General features: G+C 69.7%; 16 protein-coding genes and 3 tRNA genes. 8 read left to right on the top strand and 11 right to left on the bottom strand.

Features of this window, described 5'->3' with window-relative positions; all coding sequences use genetic code 11:
• The first annotated feature begins 44 nt into the window (after positions 1–44).
• Entirely contained in the window at positions 45–1,019 is a 975-nt protein-coding gene (locus PC39_RS10235) for a quinone oxidoreductase family protein (RefSeq protein ID WP_353253287.1), read from the top strand.
• Positions 1,020–1,791: 772 nt separating this feature from the next.
• Here PC39_RS10235 and PC39_RS10230 read toward each other — a convergent pair.
• The 3 genes from PC39_RS10230 to PC39_RS10220 are packed head-to-tail and all read right to left on the bottom strand — an operon-like array spanning position 1,792 to position 7,605.
• Positions 1,792–4,965 carry an efflux RND transporter permease subunit gene (locus PC39_RS10230; RefSeq protein ID WP_353253286.1) on the bottom strand — a complete coding sequence of 1,058 codons (3,174 nt, stop codon included), beginning with the start codon at positions 4,963–4,965 and terminating at the stop codon, positions 1,792–1,794.
• The gene (locus PC39_RS10225; RefSeq protein WP_353253285.1) at positions 4,958–6,124 is read right to left on the bottom strand and encodes an efflux RND transporter periplasmic adaptor subunit; all 1,167 of its coding nucleotides are present in this window, start codon (positions 6,122–6,124) and stop codon (positions 4,958–4,960) included. Before PC39_RS10225 ends, PC39_RS10230 begins: the two co-directional genes overlap by 8 nt.
• Positions 6,121–7,605 (bottom strand): TolC family protein, encoded by a 1,485-nt coding sequence (locus PC39_RS10220; protein WP_353253284.1) that lies wholly within the window; start codon positions 7,603–7,605, stop codon positions 6,121–6,123. Before PC39_RS10220 ends, PC39_RS10225 begins: the two co-directional genes overlap by 4 nt.
• Before the next feature lie 164 nt (positions 7,606–7,769).
• Between PC39_RS10220 and PC39_RS10215 the strand changes: the two genes are divergently transcribed.
• The gene (locus PC39_RS10215; RefSeq protein WP_353253283.1) at positions 7,770–8,369 is read left to right on the top strand and encodes a 2-hydroxychromene-2-carboxylate isomerase; all 600 of its coding nucleotides are present in this window, start codon (positions 7,770–7,772) and stop codon (positions 8,367–8,369) included.
• Positions 8,370–8,612: 243 nt separating this feature from the next.
• The gene (locus PC39_RS10210; protein WP_353253282.1) at positions 8,613–9,419 is read left to right on the top strand and encodes an SDR family NAD(P)-dependent oxidoreductase; all 807 of its coding nucleotides are present in this window, start codon (positions 8,613–8,615) and stop codon (positions 9,417–9,419) included.
• Between the two features lie 117 nt (positions 9,420–9,536).
• Here PC39_RS10210 and PC39_RS10205 read toward each other — a convergent pair whose 3' ends face one another.
• Positions 9,537–11,693 (bottom strand): PQQ-dependent dehydrogenase, methanol/ethanol family, encoded by a 2,157-nt coding sequence (locus PC39_RS10205; protein WP_353253281.1) that lies wholly within the window; start codon positions 11,691–11,693, stop codon positions 9,537–9,539.
• Between the two features lie 158 nt (positions 11,694–11,851).
• On the opposite strand from PC39_RS10205, the gene PC39_RS10200 reads away from it, so the two are divergent.
• The 5 genes from PC39_RS10200 to PC39_RS10180 all read left to right on the top strand — a co-directional run bounded on the left by PC39_RS10200 (position 11,852) and on the right by PC39_RS10180 (position 15,761).
• Entirely contained in the window at positions 11,852–13,366 is a 1,515-nt protein-coding gene (locus PC39_RS10200) for a flavin-containing monooxygenase (protein WP_353253280.1), read from the top strand.
• Between the two features lie 40 nt (positions 13,367–13,406).
• Positions 13,407–14,177, top strand: a complete 771-nt coding sequence (locus tag PC39_RS10195; protein ID WP_353253279.1) for an enoyl-CoA hydratase — start codon at positions 13,407–13,409, stop codon at positions 14,175–14,177.
• Between the two features lie 53 nt (positions 14,178–14,230).
• A tRNA-Leu gene (locus tag PC39_RS10190) sits at positions 14,231–14,317 on the top strand.
• A gap of 40 nt (positions 14,318–14,357) precedes the next feature.
• Positions 14,358–14,446 (top strand) — tRNA-Leu (locus tag PC39_RS10185).
• Positions 14,447–14,465: 19 nt separating this feature from the next.
• Positions 14,466–15,761, top strand: a complete 1,296-nt coding sequence (locus tag PC39_RS10180) for a succinylglutamate desuccinylase/aspartoacylase family protein (protein ID WP_353253278.1) — start codon at positions 14,466–14,468, stop codon at positions 15,759–15,761.
• Positions 15,762–15,771: 10 nt separating this feature from the next.
• On the opposite strand, the gene PC39_RS10175 is transcribed toward PC39_RS10180, so the two are convergent.
• The 7 genes from PC39_RS10175 to tolB all read right to left on the bottom strand — a co-directional run bounded on the left by PC39_RS10175 (position 15,772) and on the right by tolB (position 20,618).
• Positions 15,772–16,194: a hotdog fold thioesterase gene (locus PC39_RS10175; RefSeq protein ID WP_353253277.1), complete on the bottom strand. Its 423-nt coding sequence runs from the start codon at positions 16,192–16,194 to the stop codon at positions 15,772–15,774.
• A 68-nt stretch (positions 16,195–16,262) separates the two neighbouring features.
• Positions 16,263–16,338, bottom strand: a tRNA-Lys gene (locus PC39_RS10170).
• A 54-nt stretch (positions 16,339–16,392) separates the two neighbouring features.
• A complete protein-coding gene (gene queC, locus PC39_RS10165) occupies positions 16,393–17,079 on the bottom strand; it encodes a 7-cyano-7-deazaguanine synthase QueC (RefSeq protein ID WP_353253276.1) in 687 nt (228 codons plus the stop codon).
• A gap of 1 nt (position 17,080) precedes the next feature.
• Entirely contained in the window at positions 17,081–17,776 is a 696-nt protein-coding gene (queE, locus tag PC39_RS10160; protein ID WP_353253275.1) for a 7-carboxy-7-deazaguanine synthase QueE, read from the bottom strand.
• Entirely contained in the window at positions 17,773–18,624 is an 852-nt protein-coding gene (gene ybgF / locus PC39_RS10155; protein WP_353253274.1) for a tol-pal system protein YbgF, read from the bottom strand. Before ybgF ends, queE begins: the two co-directional genes overlap by 4 nt.
• Before the next feature lie 16 nt (positions 18,625–18,640).
• A complete protein-coding gene (gene pal, locus PC39_RS10150; protein ID WP_353253273.1) occupies positions 18,641–19,234 on the bottom strand; it encodes a peptidoglycan-associated lipoprotein Pal in 594 nt (197 codons plus the stop codon).
• Between the two features lie 94 nt (positions 19,235–19,328).
• On the bottom strand, positions 19,329–20,618 hold the full coding sequence (gene tolB, locus PC39_RS10145; protein WP_353253272.1) for a Tol-Pal system beta propeller repeat protein TolB: 1,290 nt from the start codon (positions 20,616–20,618) through the stop codon (positions 19,329–19,331).
• Between the last annotated feature and the right edge of the window lie 8 nt (positions 20,619–20,626).

Raw genomic sequence — 20,626 nt, 5'->3', positions numbered from 1 at the left:
TTGTCCTACACTGTCGCAAACCCATCGGAACCCGCACTGCGCCCATGCCTTTGGCACTACGGATAGAAGAGCACGGCGGCCCCGAGGCGATCCGGGCCACCGACGTGGCGGTCCCCGCCCCCGGTCCCGGCGAGGTTCGGCTGCGGCATACCGCCGTCGGCGTGAACTTCATCGACATCTATCACCGCTCCGGCCTGTACCCGCTGGATCTGCCCAGCGGGCTGGGACTGGAGGCCGCCGGCGAGATCGTGGCGGTCGGCGAGGACGTGACCGACCTGCGTACCGGCGACCGGGTCGCCTATGCCGGCGGCCCGCCCGGTGCGTATGCGGAAGAACGGCTCTACCCCGCCGACCGGCTGGTGCGGCTGCCCGACGACATACCCGACGAGGCCGCCGCCGCCCTGATGCTCAAGGGCATGACGGCCTGGTATCTGCTGTGCCGGACGTTTCCGGTGGCCGCGGGGCATACCCTGCTGGTGCACGCCGCCGCCGGTGGCGTAGGCAGTCTTCTGGTGCCCTGGGCCAAGCACCTCGGGGCCACGGTGATCGGCACCGCGGGCGGCGAGACCAAATGCGAACGGGCGCGATCCCTGGGTTGCGACCACGTGATCGACTACCGTGAGCGGGACGTGCCGGAAGCGGTCGCGGGCATCACCGGCGGCCGCGGCGTGGACGTGGTCTACGACTCGGTCGGACACGACACCTTCCGGGGCTCGCTGGATTGCCTGCGGCGTCGCGGCATGCTGGTCTGCTTCGGCAACGCTTCCGGCGCCCCGCCCGCGTTCGAGCCCAATGAACTGGCGGCCAAGGGCTCCCTGTTCCTCACCCGGCCGACGCTGTTCCACTACATCGAGGATCGTACCGAACTGGAAACCGCCGCGGCAGCGGTGTTCGACCTGGTGCGGGCGGGCGTGATCGAGCCCGGCGTGAACCAGCGCTACGCCCTGAAGGACGCCGCCGACGCCCACCGCGATCTGGCCGCGCGCCGCAGCGTCGGCAGCTCGGTGCTGGTGCCTTAGTGCCCTAGCGCGCAAAGGCATACCGCAGGCCGGGATAAGCGACGCGTTCCCGCCATCCCCCTGCCGAAGAGCACGACGGCGGAAAGCGCCTTGGCATCCGGCCAGCCAGAACATTAACCATAGAGGCGCACAGAGGGACACAGAGGAAACTGACTGTTGTCCCGGAAGCCGCAAAGAAGCCTGCCCCGGACTCGATCCGGGGGCTATCCGGAACCCGGGGAAACGTTCGCCAAGCCAGGGGTTATCTGGAGACGGGATCCGGCACGAAAGCCTGTCCCGGACACGATCACGGGTTTCGGCGGATAACCCACCAAGGGCCGTTGCCAACCCGGCAATTCGGTCGCCGGGGCGCTTCGCGGTCGGTGCCGTGCCGAGTCAAGGCATTTGTTTATCCGCGGATGGACGCCGATTAACGCAGATTGGTCAGGGCTGCTCTTGAATCTGCGTCCATCAGCGTCATCTGCGGATCGCTTCTTCCTGGAACCGCCCGTCAACGCCCATGTCCAGCTCGGCAGTTCAGTCGCCGAGGCGCTTCGCGGTCGGTGCCGTGCCGAACCAAGGCATTTGTTTATCCGCGGATGAACGCCGATTAACGCAGATTGGTCAGGGCTGCTCTTGAATCTGCGTCCATCGGCGTAATCTGCGGATTCTATCTTCCGGGAAGCGCCCAGCAAGAACCTCTGCGCGCCTCCGTGCGCCTCTATGGTTTCATGTCCCGCCAACCAAAGCCTGTGACCGGGATAAGTGAAGCGTTGCCAGAGGAGGCTGCTTTTCAGAAGCTCCCTAGCGGGATACCGGCCTCGCGGCCCAGGCGGCGCCGGCCCCAAGCCTTGATGTCCTCCAGGATCAGATAGGCCGCGGGTACCAGCACCAGGGCGATCACCGTCACGAACAGCACGCCGAAGCCGAGCGACACCGCCATCGGGATCAGGAAGCGCGCCTGCACCGAGGTCTCGAAGATCATCGGCAGCAGGCCGAAGAAGGTCGTCAAGGACGTCAGCAGCACGGCGCGGAAACGCCGCACCCCGCCGATCATCGTGGCCCACGCGCGGCCGTGGCCGCGGGCGCGGGCGTCGTTGACGGCGGTCACCAGCACCAGCGAATCGTTGACCACCACGCCGGACAGCGCCACCAGACCGAAGATGCTGACCAGCGACAGGCTCAATCCCAGCATGGCGTGCCCGATCACGGCCCCGATCAGGCCGAACGGGATCGCGATCATGACCAGCAGCGGCTGCACGTAGGAGCGGAAGGCCACCGCCATCAGGGCGTACATCACGCACAGCGCCAGCAGCATGCCCCGCCCCAGCGCGGCCATGGAGTCGGCGCGCTCTTCCTGGCCGCCGGACAGCTCCCAGGACAGGCCCGGGTAATCGCGCATCAGCCCGGGCAGGACCGTGCGGCGCAGGTCCTCGGTGATCTGAGTGCCGGAGGTCACGGCCGGGTCCGTGGCCGCGGTGACATCGATCACGCGACGCCCGCCCTCGCGTTCGATGGTGGTGAACGAACGCGAGAACCGCAGCTCGGCGGCCTGGTCCAGCGGCACCTCGCCGCCCGCCGGCGTGCGCAGGATCAGGTTCTCCAGACTCTCCAGCCGGTTGCGCTCGGCCTCGGGCAGGCGGACATAGATGCGCAGCTCGTCACGGCCGCGCTGCTGGCGCTCGGCCTCGGCGCCGAAGAAGGCGCCGCGCAACTGCCCGGCGACGTCCTCGGCATCCAGGCCCAGGGCCCGGCCCGCGGGCTTGAGCGTGACCTCGTACTGGGGCTTGCCGCGCTGGACGCCGTCGTCGACGTTGTAGGTACCGGCATACTGGGCGATTTCGCCGGCCAGCCGCTCGGCGACTTCCTCCAGGGTATCGCGATCGCGATGGGCCAGCTCGATGCCGATGTCGGCGGCGGATGACGGCCCGATCCCGAACACGAAGCTGATCCGGTCCAGCCCCGGGATCTCGCCCACCTCCTCGCGCCAACGGCGCACGAAATCGCGCGCGCTGAAGTCGCGCAGGCCGGCGCCGATGAGCTGGACCTCGACGAACCCCTGGTGGCCCGCGCCCTGGGAACTCGATCCGCCGGTGGGCCCGCCCTCGGGCGGGCGGCCGCCCACCTCGGCATAAATGCCCTCGACGACCGCGCGCTCCCCGCTCAGTGCCGATCCGGTGCGGCGGGCCGCCTCGATCAGGGACTGGATCGCCGATTCGGTCTGGCTCATGGCCGCGCCCACCGGCAGGACCACGGTCGCGGTGACGGTATCGTTCTCGATGTCCGGCAGGAAGCGGACCGGCATGCGCCCCGAGCCGATCAGACCCAGCACCACGATCAGGGCCGCGAGACCCGTGGCCAGGGTCAGGTAGCGGGCGCGCAGCGCGCGTGCGAGGAACGGCCGGTAACGGCGGTGGATGAACCGCTCCATGCGCTCGGACAGGCCCTCCTGGAACCGTTGCAGCGCGCCCAGCGGCCCGCGCCAGGGCCGCACCTCGCGCACGCTGGACAAGTGCGCGGGCAGGATGAACAGACTCTCGACCAACGAGATCAACAGGATCGGGATCACGATCAGCGGGATCGTGATGAAGAACTTGCCCATGGTCCCGGGCACGAACAGCATGGGCGCGAAGGCCACCACCGTGGTCAGCACCGCGAATACCACCGGCATCCCCACCTCGCGCGCGCCGTGCACCGCGGCCTCCAGCGGTTTCATGCCCCGCTGGCGGTGATGGAAGGTGGCCTCGCCGACGACGATGGCATCGTCCACGACGATGCCCAGTACCAGCAGGAAGGCGAACAGCGAGATCATGTTCACGGAGACGTCGAACACGGGCATGAACAGGAACGCGCCCAGGAACGACACCGGCAGGCCCAGGGTCACCCAGAACGCCAGCGCCGGCCGCAGGAACAGACCCAGCACGAGCAGCACCAGGATCACGCCGAGCTGGCCGTTGTCCACCAGCAGGCCGACGCGATCCGCGTACAGCTCGGAACGGTCCCGCCAGAAGGTCACGCCCACCGAGTCCGGCCACTCCCGCCGCTTCTCTTCGACGTAGTCCTTGACGATCGATGCGATCTCCAGGGGCGACTGGTCGCCCACCCGGTAGACCCGGACCTGGGCCGCCCGCCGGCCGTCGAAATAGGCCTGGCGGTCGATGTCGCGGAAGGTGTCCTCCACCTCGGCGATATCGCCGAGACGCACGATGCCGCCGTCGGGATTGGCCAGCAGCTCGAGTTCGCGGAACTGCTCGGCGGTCTCCCGGCGTTCATCGACCCGGATCAGTATCTCGCCGCCGCGGGTCTCGATGGCGCCCGCGCCGAGCTGGATCGAGCTCTGGTCGACCAGCCGGGCGACCTCGGGCAACGTCAACCCGTAGCGCCGCAGGTCGTTGCGCCGAAGCTCGATGCTGATCTCCGGCGGCGGGATCGCGCCCAGCTCCACCAGGCTGATCTCGCGCCGGTCCAGCAGTTCGTCGCGGGCCTGCTCGGCCAACCCCTTCAGCGTGGCGGTATCGTGGTCGCCGTGCAGGATCAGGGTGATGACCTCTTGCCGGGTGGTGGCCGGGGAGATGATCGGCTCCTCGGCCTCGGCCGGGAACGAGGTGATGCGATCGACGGCGCTCTTGATGTCGTTGAGGGCCGCGATGGTGTCGGAATTGGCGAACAGTTCCGCCACCACCACGCCGCGGCCCTCGACCGCCGTGGAGCGCAGTTCCTTGATCTCCTCGATGTCGCGCACCGACTCCTCGATGGCGAGCACCACGCCCTCCTCCACCTCGGTGGGCGTCGCGCCCGGGAACGGCACCTCGATCACGATGGTGTCGAGCTCGATGCGCGGGAAAACCTCCTGCTTGACGTTGAACGCGAACGCCAGGCCGCCCACCAGGAAGACCAGCATCAGGAGGTTGGCGGCGACGTGATTCTCCGCCATCCAGGCGATGGGACCGCCGCGGTGTTCAGGCATCGTCGCCGTCCGCGCGTTTCAGGCGCAGGCCCTGGACCGGGTGATTGATGGGACTCGTCACCACCCGTTCGCCCGGCGCCAGACCGCCGTCGATCAGCACGTGCCCGGGCGCGCGCCAGACGACCTCGACCTCGCGGATATCCAGCCTGCCGTCGGCGAAGACCCAGACCGTGTCGCGCTCGTGCAGGTAGGCCCGCGGCAGCTTGATGACCTCGCGCTCGCGCGGGCTGCGCAGGCGGACGTCGACGAAGGTGCCCAGCAACAGCGGCAGGGAATCGCCCTGCCGACCCGTGGGGTCGGGCACCTCGACCAGGACCTGCGCCAGACGGCCCTGGTCGGTGACGCCGCCGTAGAGCCGCAGCACCCGGCCCTCGCGCCGCAGACTGTGACTGCCCGTATCCTGCTCGACGATCGCCGTCGATCCTTTCTCGGCGTTATAGCCGGGCACTGCCAGGAACGGCAGGTGGCCCATGGGCAGGGTCGCGCGCACCCAATAGCGATCCACCGCCACCAGCCGCGCGAGCTGGGTCTGCGGCCCCACCTGGGCGCCGACATCCACCGACTCGGATTGGATCAGGACATCGAAGGGCGCCTCGATGGTGGTGCGCGCCAGGTCCGCGCGTGCCCGGCGCAACCGGGCCGCCGCCTGGCGCACGGCGGCCTCCGCCGATTCGAGCTGCGGGCGGCGGCGTGCCAGTGATTCGTCCACCGGCACGTCCAGTTCCCGGGCGTAGGTCTCGAACTCCGCCGCCGCGACCTCGCTGCGTCCCTTCTCCAGGGCCAGGTCCGCACGGGCCCGGGCCAGCTGGCCCTCGGCCTCCGCCACCGCGGCCTCGAAATCGGTGGGCTCGATCGTGACCAGGGTCTCGCCCGCCGGGATCACGGCGCCCGGCTGCAGGTCGTCATGGACCGCGATCACGCGGCCGCTCACCTGCGGCTGCAGGTCCACCGCGCGGGCCGGCATCACGGTGCCGGTGGCCCGGACCTCGATACGCTCCGCGGTACGCTCGACGGCCTGTGTGCGCACCAGGCGTGCCGGGGTTTCGCCGGCGTCGGCGCGCGAGGGCGGCTCGCGGGTGGCCATCATCACGACCACCACGGCCAGGGCCGCGGCAATCACCAGCAGTGGCAGAAACCACTTGACGGCTGGGCGCTTCATGACGCTTCTTCCCCTTCCTCCGGCGCCCGCATCAGGACGGGCTCGGGCAGCGGCCCGGACACCCCGGCCGCCAGGCCGCGGCACAGGTTCACGCGCTGCACGAACACCCCGTTGCGGGCGGCGAGCAGCTCCAGCTCGGCGCTGTTCACGGCCTGCTGGGCGGACAGCACCTCGAGATAGGCCGACTGACCCTGGGCATAGCGGCGGTGCGCCAGGGCCAGACGTTCCCGGGCCCGGTCCAGTTGTGCCGCCAGCTCGGTCTGCCGGGCGCGCGCGGCGGCCTCGCCGTCGAGGGCACGCTGCACCTCGCCGAGGGCCCGGAGCCACGCTTCCTCCAGCGCGTACAGCCGCTCCAGCGCACGCGCCTCGGCCCGGTCCTGCTCGGCCGCGAGACGGCCGCCGCTGAACACGGTCCAGTCGAGGGCGGCGGCGATCTGGCGCACCGACTCGTCGAACAGGTCCTCGAACTCGGCCGCCTGGTAGAACAGGTTGGCGGACAGGGTCAGGCGCGGCCAGCGCTCGGCCGCCGCCGCGGCGGCCTCGGCGTCGGCCGCCCGCAGCCGCAGCCAGGCGGCGCGCAGGTCGGGCCGCGCCGACAGCAGCTCGCTGGGCACGCCGGGCGCCGGATCGCCCGCCGGCGCGGGCAGACGTACCGGTGCCGACACATCGACCGCGGTCGGAGCGGCACCGAGCAGCATCGCCAGGCGCACACGTGCATTGTCGGCATTGCCACGGGCCTCGGCCAGCCGCGCCGACACCGCGGACAACTCCTGCCGCGCCTGGGTCAGCGCCAGCGCGTCGCTCTGCCCCTGCCCGAAACGCAGCGCCTGCAGCCGCGCCAGTCTCTCGGCGTCCGCCTTCTGGTCGGCGAGCGTGGCGACCCGACGGACCGCCGTGACCCATTCGGCCCAGGCGGTGGCGGTATCGGCCGCGAGCGTCAGGGCCGCCGTGCGCAGATCCGCCTCGGCGGCCTCGGCCGACAGCCGCGCCGCCGCGCGCCGGCTATGCAGGCGGCCCCAGAAATCCAGTTCGTAGCTGGCGGCGGCGCCCGCCTGCCAGGCCGAACTGCCGCCCGATGCGCCCGTGGTGCCCGGGGATGCGCCCGCCGTGGCCGAGGCGGCGCCGGCGTCGGTTTCGGTCTCGGTACGTTCCGCGGACAGGGACAGGCTGGGCAGCAGCGTCCCGGCCTGCGCGCGCGACGCCGCGCGTGCCTGGCGCAGGCGGGCCCAACTCTGTGCCAGGCCGGGACTCTCGGCGAAGGCGGTACGGATCAGACCCTGCAGGTCATCGCCGCCCAGGTCCGCGCACACGGCGGGCGGATCGTCGCCGCCGCCGGCGAACAGGCCGCCGTCCGGCAATGACTGCCGGGCGCGCGGTGCCCATTGCGTGGCGCAGGATACCGTCAGCACGGCCGCGGCGAGCGCGAGCGCGGCCCGGGGCCGGCGGCGGTCTCGATTCGGCTGTGGGATGCGATGGCGCATAGGTTCTTGTTCGACGTCCCTGCCACGGTGCCGGCGGCCGGCGCTTTCGGAGGCCGAAGTATGCGGAACCGGCCGCCTCGCGGCAAAGACGATAGCCGCCCGCGGGCGAATCGGCGCGAAACGTTTTACCCTGGTGCCGGCCCCGACCGAGAGTGACCGTAGACATGAGCCAGAGCGTGGAGTTCCTGTTCGACCTGGGCAGCCCGTCGGCCTACCTGGCCTACACCCAGATGCCCGCCGTGGCCGCGGAGGCACATGCCGAGATCGTCTGGCGCCCGGTGCTGCTGGGTGGCATCTTCAAGGCCACCGGCAACGCCTCGCCGCTGACCGTGCCGGCCAAGGGCCGTTACCTGTTCACCGACCTGGCGCGCTTCGCGGACCGCTATGGCGTGGCCCTCACCCCGAACCCGCATTTCCCGGTCGACACCCTGCGCCTGATGCGCACGCTCACCGGGCTGCGGATGCACGAGCCGGAGCGCTTCCTGCCCGCCGTGGACGCGCTGTACGAAGCGATGTGGGTGGACGGCCGCGATCTCGGCGACGAGGCCGTGGCCCGTGAGGTCCTGGCCACCGTCCATCCGGACCCGGAAGCCGCCCTGGCCCTGGCCGGACGCGACGACGTCAAGGCTCGGCTGCGCGAGGAGACCGACGACGCCGTGGCCCGCGGCGTGTTCGGTCTGCCGACGATGTTCGTCGGCGACGAGATGTTCTTCGGCCAGGACCGCCTCGACTTCGTCGCCGAGGCCCTGGCCCGCGGCAACTGAAATGCCGTGCGGCATTTGATTTATCCGCAGATTGACGCAGATATACGCAGATTGAAAATCGAGTAAAAAATCCGTGAAATCTGTGTAATCGGTGGATTGTCTCAAGCCCTTGTCCACTGGAAACATCGTCCGGATTTCCGCGAAGCGCCGAGGCGTTTGAATCGCCGAACATGCCAATCGGCGTTCATCGGCGTTCATCTGCGGATCGCTTCAAGCGGATAGATTCAAAAGCAAAGATCGACCATGCGTGATTTTCGGGACAAGACGGTCATCGTCACCGGCGCCTCGGCGGGTGTCGGCGCGGCCACGGCGCGGTTGTTCGCGGCCGAGGGGGCGCGCGTGGTGCTCGCCGCCCGCAGCGCCGAGCCGTTGCGGGCCCTGGCCGGGGAACTCGGCGACCGGGCGATCGCGGTGCCCACGGATGTCGCCGACCCGGCGGCGTGCGCGGCCCTGATCGATACGGCGCTGGACGCGACCGGGCGCATCGACGTCCTGGTCAACAACGCCGGCTGCAACCATCGGGGCGCGGTCGCGGACCTCGACGTCGAACACATCGAGCGGATCCTGGATATCAATCTGAAGGCGCCGCTGCGCCTGAGCCGGCTGGCCCTGCCCCACCTGATGCGCCAGGGCGGCGCGATCGTCAACGTGGCCTCGCTGGCGGGCCGCGTGCCGGTCGACCACGAGGCCAGCTATTCCGCCAGCAAGTTCGGCCTGCGCGCCTTCAGCCGCGCCCTGGGCGAGGAACTGGCCGGCACCGGGGTCACGGTCTCGGCGGTCTCGCCCGGCCCCATCGACACCGGCTTCATCATGGACCACCTCGACCAGGTGCCGGACCTCGTGTTCTCGCAGCCCATGAGCACCGCCGAGGAAGTCGCGCGACAGGTGCTGGCCTGCGCCGCGGACGGCCGCCGCGAGCGCGCCATGCCGGCACTCTCCGGCATCCTGACCAACCTCGTCTACCTGTTCCCGGCCCTCGGGCGCCTGGCCCGTCCCCTGCTGGAGGCCAAGGGTCGCCGCGTGAAGGCGCGCTACCGGGATCGGGGATAATCAGTATCTAAGCGATCCACAGATCACACAGATGTACACGGATTAAAGAGCAAGCCAACAAGAAATCCGTGGCATCTGTGTAATCTGCGGATCAAGCATTGCCCAGGGCACCGAGCCTTACTGACCCTCCGAATCACGCACCCGCGCCGCCAGGTCGTGGCTGCGCTTGATCACGTATTCGTGGATCAGATCGATCTGCGTATCGTCCAGGACGTGGCCGAAGGACGGCATGCCGCGCACGGTCCGGGCGCCCTTGACGATGTCCGCGAACTGCTCGTGGGTCGCGGCGTCCAGGTAGCGCAGGTCCGGCACCACACCGCCGCTCACGGCGTTGATGCCGTGGCAGGTCGAGCACAGGCCGTTGTAGAGGTACTTGCCCTGGGCGAGCTGCTCGGCGTCGATGTCGGTGTCGCGCGCCGGCGGTTCGGGCACCGGCGTCGGTTTGTTGCGCGGCGGCGGCAGCTCGCCCTCGCCGTCCAGCTTGTAGGTGAGCACGCGCGACTCGGGCTGGACCTTGATCCGCGACGCCAGGGTACCGGTCATCAGGGTGTAGGCGCCGCCCCAGCCGGCCATGAAGGTCACGTACTGCTCGCCGTCGATCTCGTAGGTCATGGGCGCCGCGATCACGCCGGTATTGGCCGGCGAGGACCATAGCAACTCGCCCGTGTCGGCGGCGTAGGCGCGGACCTCGCCCTCGGCGTTGCCCTGGAACACCAGGTTCCCGGCCGTGGTGAGGGTGCCACCGTTCCACAGGTGCGGATGCTCGACCTTCCAGGCCGCCTTCTGCTTGACGGGGTCCCAGGCCAGCAAGGCGCCATGGAAGGATTCCGCCATGGCGTCGATCGCCGCCGGGTCCTCCGGCAGCGAGATCGGCTCGACGCCCACGTTCCAGACATTCAGCGCCAGGAACGGCTCCACCGCCGAGGCCTCGTACACGAAGCTGGAATACTGCGCCGGGATGTAGACCAGGCCGGTATCCGGGTTGAAGGACATCGGCTGCCAGTTGTGGCCGCCGAACGGGCTCGGCGTGACCGTCTTGGCCTCCTCGGAGAAGTCGCCGGCCTCGCTGAAGATCGGCCGGCCGGTCTCGGGGTCGATGCCCTCGGCCCAGTTCACGGGCACGTAGTTCTCGGCCGAGAGCAGCTCCCCGGTCTCGCGGTCGATCACGTAGAAGAAGCCGTTCTTGGGCGCCTGCATCAGCACCTTGCGGGTCTCGCCCTCGATCTCCAGTTCCGCCAGGATCATGTGCTGGGTGGCGGTGTAGTCCCAGGTGTCGCCGGGGGTGGTCTGGTAGTGCCAGACGTAGTCGCCGGTATCCGGGTCCAGGGCCACGATGGAGGACAGGAACAGGTTGTCGCCCTTGCCCTCGCTGCGGTCGTCGATATTCCAGGGCGAACCGTTGCCGACGCCGATGTAGAGCAGGTCCAGCTCGGGGTCGTAGGCGATGGAATCCCAGACGGTACCGCCACCGCCCTGCTTCCAGTACTCCCCGAACCAGGTGTCGCGGGCCTTCTTCAGGATCTCGTTCTCCACCGGCTCGTCGGGGTCGCCGGGCACGGTGTAGAAGCGCCAGTCCAGCTCGCCGGTCTCGGCGTCGTAGGCACTGACATAGCCGCGCACGCCCAGCTCGGCGCCGCCGTTGCCGATGATCACGTGTCCCTTCACCACGCGCGGCGCGCCGGTGATGGTGTAGTTGCGGGAGCGGTCGACGATGGTGTCGGTCTCCCACAGGACGCTGCCGTCGGCGGCGTCCAGGGCGATCAGGCGGCCGTCGAAGGCGCCGACGTAGACCCGTCCCTTCCAGACCGCGACGCCGCGGTTGACCACGCCGCAGCAGGCCTTGCCGCCGGTCTCGCGCGGCACCTGCGGATCGTATTTCCAGAGCAGCTCGCCCGAGACCGGGTCCAGGGCGTAGACCATGCTGTAGGGGCCGGTGGTGTACATCACGCCGTCCACCACGATGGGGGTGGCCTCGACGCCCCGGTCCACGTCCAGCCGGTAGCTCCAGGCCAGGCCCAGGCGATGGACGTTATCGGTGTCGATACGATCCAGCGGCGAATACCGCTGCTCGGCATAGGTCCGGCCGTGGCTCATCCAGGCGCCCGGCTCGCGGTCGGCCGTCCGCAGCCGTTCGCCGTCGACCGCGGCGACCGGCGCGGCGTCCGCCGCCGTCTTGTCCGCATCCGCATCCGACCCTGACTGCGAACAGGCCGCCAGCACGGCGACCGCCGCACCCGCGATCAACGCGCGCACGCTTGCATACCGATCCCGCATCGCACCGCTCTCCTCTCTTTTGTCGTCGCTTATCGTGCTGTCGTGGTAATTTATTGCCGCAGCGCGGCAATGCCGCGCAGGCAACCACGCGCAAAAATTAAACGTACAGTCAATCCGGCCGCAACGCCAGTGCGGCCGCGGGGTGCGGGGAGGCACGGATGACGACAAGCATGGGCGTGACCAGCCGGACCGATATCGCCGTGATCGGCGCGGGCTTCGGCGGTATCGGCATGGGCCACTACCTGCGCGAGGCCGGGATCCGCTCGTTCGCGATCTTCGAGAAGCGCGGCGAGGTCGGCGGCGTGTGGCGCGAGAACACCTATCCCGGCGCCGGCTGCGACGTGCCTTCGCACTTCTATTCCTTCTCGTTCGCGCGCCGGCATCCCTGGACCTACCGCTACGCCCGCCAGCCGGAGATCCTGGACTATCTCAAGGGCTGCGCCCGCGCCGACGATCTCTATGAGCACATCCGGTTCCACCACGAGGTGATCGGCGCCGATTTCGACGAGGCGCGCGGGATCTGGGTACTGCGTTTCGCCAACGGCCGTCGGCACGAGGCCCGTTTCCTGGTGAGCGCGGTCGGCCAGCTCCACCGGCCGAGCATCCCGGCGATCCCCGGCCGCGAGCGTTTCCGGGGGCACGCCTTCCACTCCGCCGAGTGGGACCACGACGTCGACCTGACCGGCAAGCGCATCGCGGTGATCGGCACCGGCGCCAGCGCCGTGCAGTTCGTGCCCCGGATCGCCGACGCCGCCGAGCGGGTGCACGTATTCCAGCGTTCGCCCGGCTGGGTGGCGCCCAAGTTCGAGAAACCCTTCACGCGCCTGGAGCACAAGCTCATGAACCGCTTCGGGCTGCTCAAGGATCTCGACCGCCTGCGCATTTTCCTGCTAACCGAGGCCCTGGGCTTCTGCTACCGCGGCCACAAGTGGGCCGAACGCCTGGTGACCTGGATGTCGCGCGCCCAGATCCGGATCCAGGTGCGCGACCCGGCGCTGCGCGCCAAGCTGACCCCGGACTTTCCCATCGGCTGCAAGCGCATCCTGCTGACGACCGAATGGCTGCCGGCGCTGACCCGCCCGGACGTGGACCTGGTCACCGACGGCGTCCGCGAGATCACGCCCGAGGGCATCGTCACCGCGGACGGCCGCGAGTGGCCGGTGGACGCGATCATCTACGGTACCGGCTTCGCCGCCACCGAATTCCTGGCGCCCATGACCATCCGCGGACGCGGCGGACGGCTGTTGCACGAGGCCTGGCGCGACGGCGCCCAGGCCTATCGCGGCGTGGCGGTGTCCGGCTTCCCGAACCTGTTCACGCTATACGGTCCCAACACCAACCTGGGTTCCGGCTCCATCGTCTACATGTTGGAGCGCCAGCAGCGCTACATCGTGCGCATGTGGCGACTGCTGGAGCGGCGCGGTCTCAGCCACGTGGAGGTGCGCGAGTCCGCCGAGCGCGCCTATAACGACTGGCTGGGCGAACGCAGCCGCCGCTCCACCTTCGAGGCCGACTGCCAGAGCTGGTACAAGAACGCCGCCGGGATGAACATCAACAACTGGGTCGGCTCGCAGCTCGAATACGCCCGCCTCATGCGCACACCCGAACCGGCCCACTACCGCCTGGTGGCGCCCGGCGAGGCCGGCGAGGATGCCGGCCGGCGCGCCGCATGACCCATATTCCCATTCCAATACAAGGCATTAGATAAAAGACATGAGCGAGAACATCAGCACCGAAACCCGGGACCGTGTCCGGGTGATCCGCATCTCCCGCCCCGAACGCAAGAACGCACTGACGCAGGAAATGTACGACGCCCTCGCCGACGCCCTGCTGGCGGCGGCCGGGGACGACGAGGCCCGCGTCGTGCTGCTGGCCGGCACCGACGGCTGTTTCACTAGCGGCAACGACATCGCCAGTTTCCTCAGCGCGCCGCCCCTGAGCGGCGAGGACAACCCCGTGCGCCGCTTCATGCTGGCGCTCGCCGAGTGCCCGAAGCCGGTGCTGGCGGCGGTCACCGGCCCGGCGATCGGCGTCGGCGCCACCCTGCTGTTGCATTGCGACCTGGTCTACGCCGGCGACAGCGCGCGTATCCAGTTCCCGTTCGTGAACCTGGGCATCTGCCCCGAGTTCGCCTCCAGCTTCATCCTGCCGCGCCTGATGGGCCACCAGCGCGCCGCCGAGCTGATCCTGTTCGGCGAGCCGTTCGGCGCCGACCGCGCGGTGGAGCTGGGTATCGCCAACGAAGTGCTGGTGGACGCGGACGTCGAGCGCCGCGCCATGGAACGCGCCCGCACCCTGGCGGCGGGACCGCCCCAGACCCTGCGTACCGCCAAGTCCCTGCTCAAGCGCTGGGACGGCGACCGCACCACCGAGATCATCGACGCCGAGGGCGAAGAGCTCAACACGCTCCTCAACGGCCCCGAGGCGCGCGAGGCCATCACCGCGTTCTCCGAGAAGCGCAAGCCCGACTTCTCTTCGTTCTAGGATGGTCACGGCGGTCGCGGCGGGCGTTTGGGTTACAATGGCGCCCGCTGCGAGCCGCCGTGGTGGAATTGGTAGACACGCCAGGTTTAGGTCCTGGTGCCCGACAGGGCATGGGGGTTCAAGTCCCTCCGGCGGCACCAAGCCACTTTTCCCGCGGGCTCTGGTAGAATTGCGGCCGCTGCGCCGGTGGCGGAACTGGTAGACGCGCTAGGTTGAGGGCCTAGTGGGCCTTGCGGCCCTTGGGAGTTCGAGTCTCCCCCGGCGCACCAATCCCTCGTGATCCCCCGTATGCCCCATACCCGCAATGCAGACCGCTGGCCGCCCGGAATCCGATCCGCGGGCCTGCTGCTGATCGTCTGCGGCATGGCATTGGGCCCCGCCCACGCCGACGAAGGCGAGGAGGAAGCGCCCGCGCCCGTGGCAGAGCCGCCGGCCGTGGCGGCGCCGGCGACGCCCGGACCCGACGCCGAGGTGCCGGATGCCGGCCCGGCCCCCTTCCGGCTGCTCGACGCCGAGGTGCCGCCCGGCGAGACGCGGCGCCTGTCCTGGGTCGCGAGCGAATCCTTCGCGGGCATCGCGGTGCCGACGCCGGTGCTCGTCGCCCACGGCGCCGAGCCGGGCCCGGTGCTGTGCCTGACCGCCGCGGTGCACGGCGACGAGCTCAACGGCATCGAGATGGTGCGGCGCGTGCTCTACGGCCTGGCGCCCGGCAAGCTCGTCGGCACGGTCGTGGGCGTGCCCATCGTGAACCTGTTCGGTTTCCGCCGCAGCTCCCGCTATCTGCCCGACCGCCGCGACCTCAACCGGTATTTCCCCGGCAATCCGGACGGCAGCTCGGCCTCGCGCATCGCCCACGCCTTCTTCAACGACGTGGTCCGGCACTGCGATTACCTGGTGGACCTGCACACCGGTTCCTTCCACCGTACCAACCTGCCGCAATTGCGCGCCGACCTGGACGACCCCGCCGTGCTGGAGCTGACCCGCGGCTTCGGCGCCACGGCGGTGCTGCAGAGCCGCGGGTCGCGCGGCACCCTGCGCCGCGCCGCCACCGAGGCCGGCATCCCGGCGGTGACCCTGGAGGCCGGCGAGCCGATGCGCTTCCAGCCCGAGGAAGTGGAGCACGGGGTCAAGGGCATACGCACCCTGCTCAACAAGCTGGGCATGGTCACCCGGATCAGCCTCTGGGGCGAGCCGCAACCGGTGTACTACGAATCCGTCTGGGTACGGGCGGACACCGGCGGCATCCTGTTCAGCAAGGTGGCACTGGGCGAGCGCGTCACCGAGGGCGACGCGCTGGGCACCGTCACCGACCCGATCACCAACAAGCGGGCGACGCTGACGGCTCCGGCGGGCGGCCGCATCCTGGGCATGGCCCTGAATCAGGTGGTGATCCCGGGATTCGCCGCCTATCGCATCGGCATCGAGAAGAGCAGCGATCAGATCGAGCGCGAGGCCGGCACGATCCGGCAGCGGGACGACGACGCACCCGCGGCGCACGCGGAGGACGACGACAACGGCGACCGGCCCGTGGTCGATCCGCCGCCCGGCGACAACCCGCCGGAGGACGGCGAGCGGCCGGACTGAGGAGGCGCGCCTAGCGCTCGATGACCGCGGTGGTCAGACGGGCGACGCAGACCAGGCGTTCGTTCTCGTCGCTGATGCGGATGTCCCAGACCTGGTTGCGGCGCCCCACGCGCAGCGGCCGCGCCTCCGCGTACACGTATCCCTGGCTGGCGGAACGCAGGTGGCTGGCGTTGATGTCCACGCCCACGCAGTAATGGGTTTCGGGATCCACGCACAACGCCGAGCCCACGCTGCCCATGGATTCCGCCACCACGCAGGAGACACCGCCGTGAAGGAGCCCGTACGGCTGCCGGGTCCGCTGATCCACGGGCAGGCGCGCGCGCAGGTAGTCGTCCCCGATCTCGGTGTATTCCATGCCCAGGTGACTGACCATGTCGCGTTCCAGGAGCGCGTTCAGGCCGTCGACGGTGGGCCGTTGGTGCCATATGGCCATGCGCGGCGGTCTCCGGCTTCGGGCCGCGCCTGCGGCGGCGCCGGGCGCGGCGGGAAAAGGGGATGGCTTGGTGGGCCGTGTAGGATTCGAACCTACGACCAATGGATTAAAAGTCCACTGCTCTACCAGCTGAGCTAACGGCCCCGCCAGGCGCGGAATGATACCGGATCACGGCGCCGATTACAGCGCCGCGCGGTGTTATCGGCGCGCGTAACGGGTGGGATCGGGGATGCCGGCCCCGGCGAAGCCCTCGCGGCGCAGGCGGCAGGCGTCGCAGGTACCGCAGGCCCGCCCTTCCGGATCCGCGCGATAGCAGGACACGGTGGCCGCGTAGTCCACGCCCAGGTCGACGCCCCGGCGGATGATCTCGGCCTTGCTCAGATCGATCAGCGGGGTGTGCACCCGGAACTCGGCGCCCTCTTCCACGCCCGCCTTGGTCGCCAGGCGGGCCAGGCGCTCGAAGGCCTCGATGAAGGCCGGCCGGCAATCCGGGTAGCCGGAGTAGTCCACGGCGTTGACGCCGATGAAGATATCGCGCGCCGCCAGCACCTCGGCCCAGCCCAGGGCCACCGACAGGAAAGTGGTATTGCGGGCCGGCACGTAGGTCACGGGGATGCCCTCGCCGCCGGCATCGGGGACGTCGATGGCGGCGTCGGTCAGGGCCGAACCGCCGATATGACCCAACTCGATGCCGACCCGCTTGAAGGCCACGGCGCCCAGACGCGAGGCCAACGCCTCGGCGGCGGCCAGCTCGGCGTCGTGACGCTGGCCGTAGGCGACGTTCAGGGCGTGGCAACGGTACCCCTGCGCCACCGCCTCGGCCAGGCAGGTGGCGGAATCCAGCCCCCCGGAGAGGAGCACGACCGCGCGACGCTCGCCGCCCATCTCAGCGGCCCGGCTCGTCGCCCCAGAGCAGCTTGTGGAGCTGGAGCTGGAGCCGCACCGGCAGCGCCTCGGCCATCAGCCATTCGGCGAGCGTGGCCGGCGGCAGGGTCTCGTGGCTGGGCGAAAACCACACGGGACAACGGGCCGTCAGGTCGTGCTCGCGCACACGGGCGCAGGCCCAGTCGAAGTCCGCGCGGTCGCAGATCACGAACTTGATCTGGTCGTTGTCGGTCAGCGCCGCCAGATTGTCCCAGCGATTGCGGTCGACCTCGCCGGAACCCGGCGTCTTGAGATCGACGACGCGGCTGGCGCGACGGTCGATCGGACGGATATCCAGCGCGCCGCTGGTTTCCACCGAAACGATATGCCCGGCGTCGCACAGGCGGCGCACGAGGTCCGCGCACCCCGGCTGCGCCAGGGGTTCGCCGCCGGTGACGCAGACGTGCGGTACGCCGTGTGCCGCCACGCGGGACAGGATGTCATCCAGCGTCAGCCGCTCGCCGCCGGTGAAGGCATAGGCGGTGTCGCAATAGCGGCAACGCAGCGGGCAACCGGTAAGCCGCACGAACACCGTGGGATAACCCGCGTCCCGGGCCTCGCCCTGCAGCGAGTAGAAGATTTCGGTGATCCGCAGGCTGTCGGCGCCGCCCGTCCGGCGGCGCCGCGCGGCCGGGGCGACGCGCGCGTCGGCGGTCATTGCCCGCCGCTCTCCTTCAGGGCCTCCAGGCGCTTGCGGGCGAGGCCGGCCGCATCCGAGTCCGGATGCTCGTCGACCACGCCCTGCAGGGTCTTGCGCGCGGCCGCGTATTGTCCCTGCTCGTCCTGGATGACCCCGATCTTGTAGCCCGCGTCCGGGACCTTGTTGCTGTCCGGGAAGTCCTGGATGACGCGCCGGAACGCCGTCAGGGCCTTGTCGTAGGCGCGACCGACGTAGTGCGCCTCGCCCAGCCAATACCAGGCGTTGTCCGTGTAATCGCTGTCCGGATGCGCCTTGACGAAGGCCTGAAAGTCGGCGATCGCGGCTTGCTGGTCACCCTGCTTGAGCTTCTCGAAGGCCGCGAGATAGGCCTTCTCGGCCGCCGCGGGATCACCGCCGCCGGCGCCGCCCCGGTCATCGCCGGCGGCGTCCTGCGAGCCGTCTCCGGCGCTCGTGCCGGGGCCGATCCCGGCGTTTTTCTCCAACGCCTGCAGCCGCGAGTCCAGGTCCTGGTACAGATCGCGCTGACGCTGCTCGCGCTGGCGCGCCCGGTATTGCAGTTCCTCGATCTGGCCGCGCAGCTCGCGGACCTCCTGCTGCAACGCCTGGATGTCCTGGTACAGGGACACCGTGCCCGTTCCCCCGCCGCCGGACTGGGCGACCTGCACGGCCTCGCCCGAGGACAGGGCCGCGACCTTACGCTCGAGGCTCTCGAGCCGATCGACGTCGGGCAGGCGCGCCTCGATCGAGCGCAGGCGCATCTCCAGCGCGGTGCGGTCCTGCTGTGCCGGCAGGGCGGCCGGGAAGGCCGCCGCCACCAGCACCGCGGTTGTCGCTAACAGTCGCATGGCGGTTCCCTGCGGCTCAGTTTTCCACGTAGATCAGCTCGACCCGCCGATTCTTGGCGTAGGCGGACTCGGTCGAGCCCAGCTCGGCCGGGCGCTCCTCGCCGAACGACAGGGTCGTGAGCTGACCGGAATCGGCGCCGTTGAGCACCAGGATCTTCTCCACCGACTCGGCGCGGCGCTCGCCCAGGGCGACGTTGTATTCGCGCGTGCCGCGCTCGTCGGTGTGCCCCTCCAACCGCAGCGTCACTTCCGGATGCTCGGACAGGTAGTTGGCGTGGGCCTTGAGGGCCTCGTTGAACTTGCCCTGGATGCGGCTGCTGTCGAACTCGAAGTAGATGGTCCGGGTGGACAGCGGGTTGGCGGGATCCAGGAACTTGGCCCGGTCTTCCTTCTTGATGCCCAGCAGGCCCCGCTGGTTGAGCTGCTCGGCGGTGAAGCGCGGCTCGCCGTCCCGCTCGCCGCCGGACGTGCCGCCGGCGTAATCGCCGCCCGAGTCCGAGGGCCGCGTGGCCTGCTGACCGCCGGCGCAGGCACTCAGGGTGAGCACCAGCAGCGCGGCGACGAGACCCGTCGTGCGGCGTGGGCGGTTGCAGGGATTATAGGTCGACATTGTTCAACTCCTTCGGGTTGTTACAAGCCGGCGGGCATGCCGGCGCTTTCCGGCATCGCGTCTGGCGACGCCGGGCCCGTCGGTCCCCCCTCATTCAGTACCCGGCCGGCGACCAGGCGGGTTCGCGGACCTCGCCCTGCTGCCGCAGCCGGGTGCGGACCTTGCCGTCGATGGAAACGGTGGCGAGTTCGGCGTCCCCGCCCTGCCGCGCATAGATGATGGTCTGCCCATTGGGTGCGAAGCTCGGACTTTCGTCCAGCGGACCCTTGCTGACGACCCGCACATTATTGGTCTTGAGGTCCAAAACCGCAATACGGAAGCCGTTGGGACCGCCCTGCACCATCGCCATGTGGCGGCCGTTCGGCGAATAGGCGGGGCGTTGGTTGCTCTCGCCGCTGAAGGTCAGCCGTTCCACCCCGCCGCCGTCGCGATCCATGCGATAGATCTGCGGCTTGCCGCCGCGGTCAGACGTGAACGCGATGTGCTTGCCGTCCGGGGACCAGGCGGGCTCGGTATCGATGGCGCCGTTGCGGGTCAGGCGGTCGGTGCGACCGGTGTCCAGGTCATGGACGTAGATTTCGGGATCGCCGGTGTGCGACAGGGTCATCGCCAGTTTGCCGCCGTCCGGGGACCACGCCGGTGCGCCGTTAATGCCGGGACGCGAGGAGATCTCGCGCACCTGCCCCGTAGTCAGGTCGTGCACGCGCAGGCTGGTGCGGCCGCGGGCGACGTCGAAGGCCACGTAGGCCAGCTTCTCGCCGTCCGGGGACCAGGCCGGCGACATCAGCGGGTCGCGCGAGGAGGCCACCGTCTGCGGGTTCTTGCCGTCGTAGTCCGAGACGACCATGCGGTAGCGCAGGTTCCCGCCCTCCTTCTGGGCCGTGACGTAGGCGATGCGCGACAGGAAATAGCCCTTCTCGCCGATGAAATGCTCGTAGATCAGGTTGGCGATGGAATGCGCGGCGCTGCGCAGATTGTCGCTGTCCGCGGTGATCTGGTAACCGGTGAGTACCCGCTCGCGGTAGACATCCAGGATGTTGAAGCTGATGCGGTAGCCGCCGCGCCCGTTCGGGGCCGCGGAACCGACCACCAGGTTGTCCACCTCCACCATGCGCCAGTTGGTGTAGTTCACCTGCTCGCGGCGCGCGGGCGTGGCGATCATGTCCTCGCGCGGGAAGACCTCGAACAGGCCCGTGCCCTGCAGGTCGGATTCCACGATCGCGGCCAGGTCCACCGGCAGGGCGGCCTCGCCCTCGCCGCGGATGGGCGAGATCGCGATCGGCAGCGCGCCGGCCACGCCCTCGGTGATCTCGATGCGCAGGGCCCCCTGGGCCGGCGCGGCGAACAGCGACAGGACGGTCAACGCGGCTAGCAATCGGCGCATGATCGGCT

This window comes from Salinisphaera sp. PC39 (genome assembly GCF_040361335.1).
Lineage (GTDB): Bacteria > Pseudomonadota > Gammaproteobacteria > Nevskiales > Salinisphaeraceae > APNM01.
Note: the sequence above shows the minus strand (reverse complement) of the source record. Positions and strands in the feature narration are given on the sequence as shown.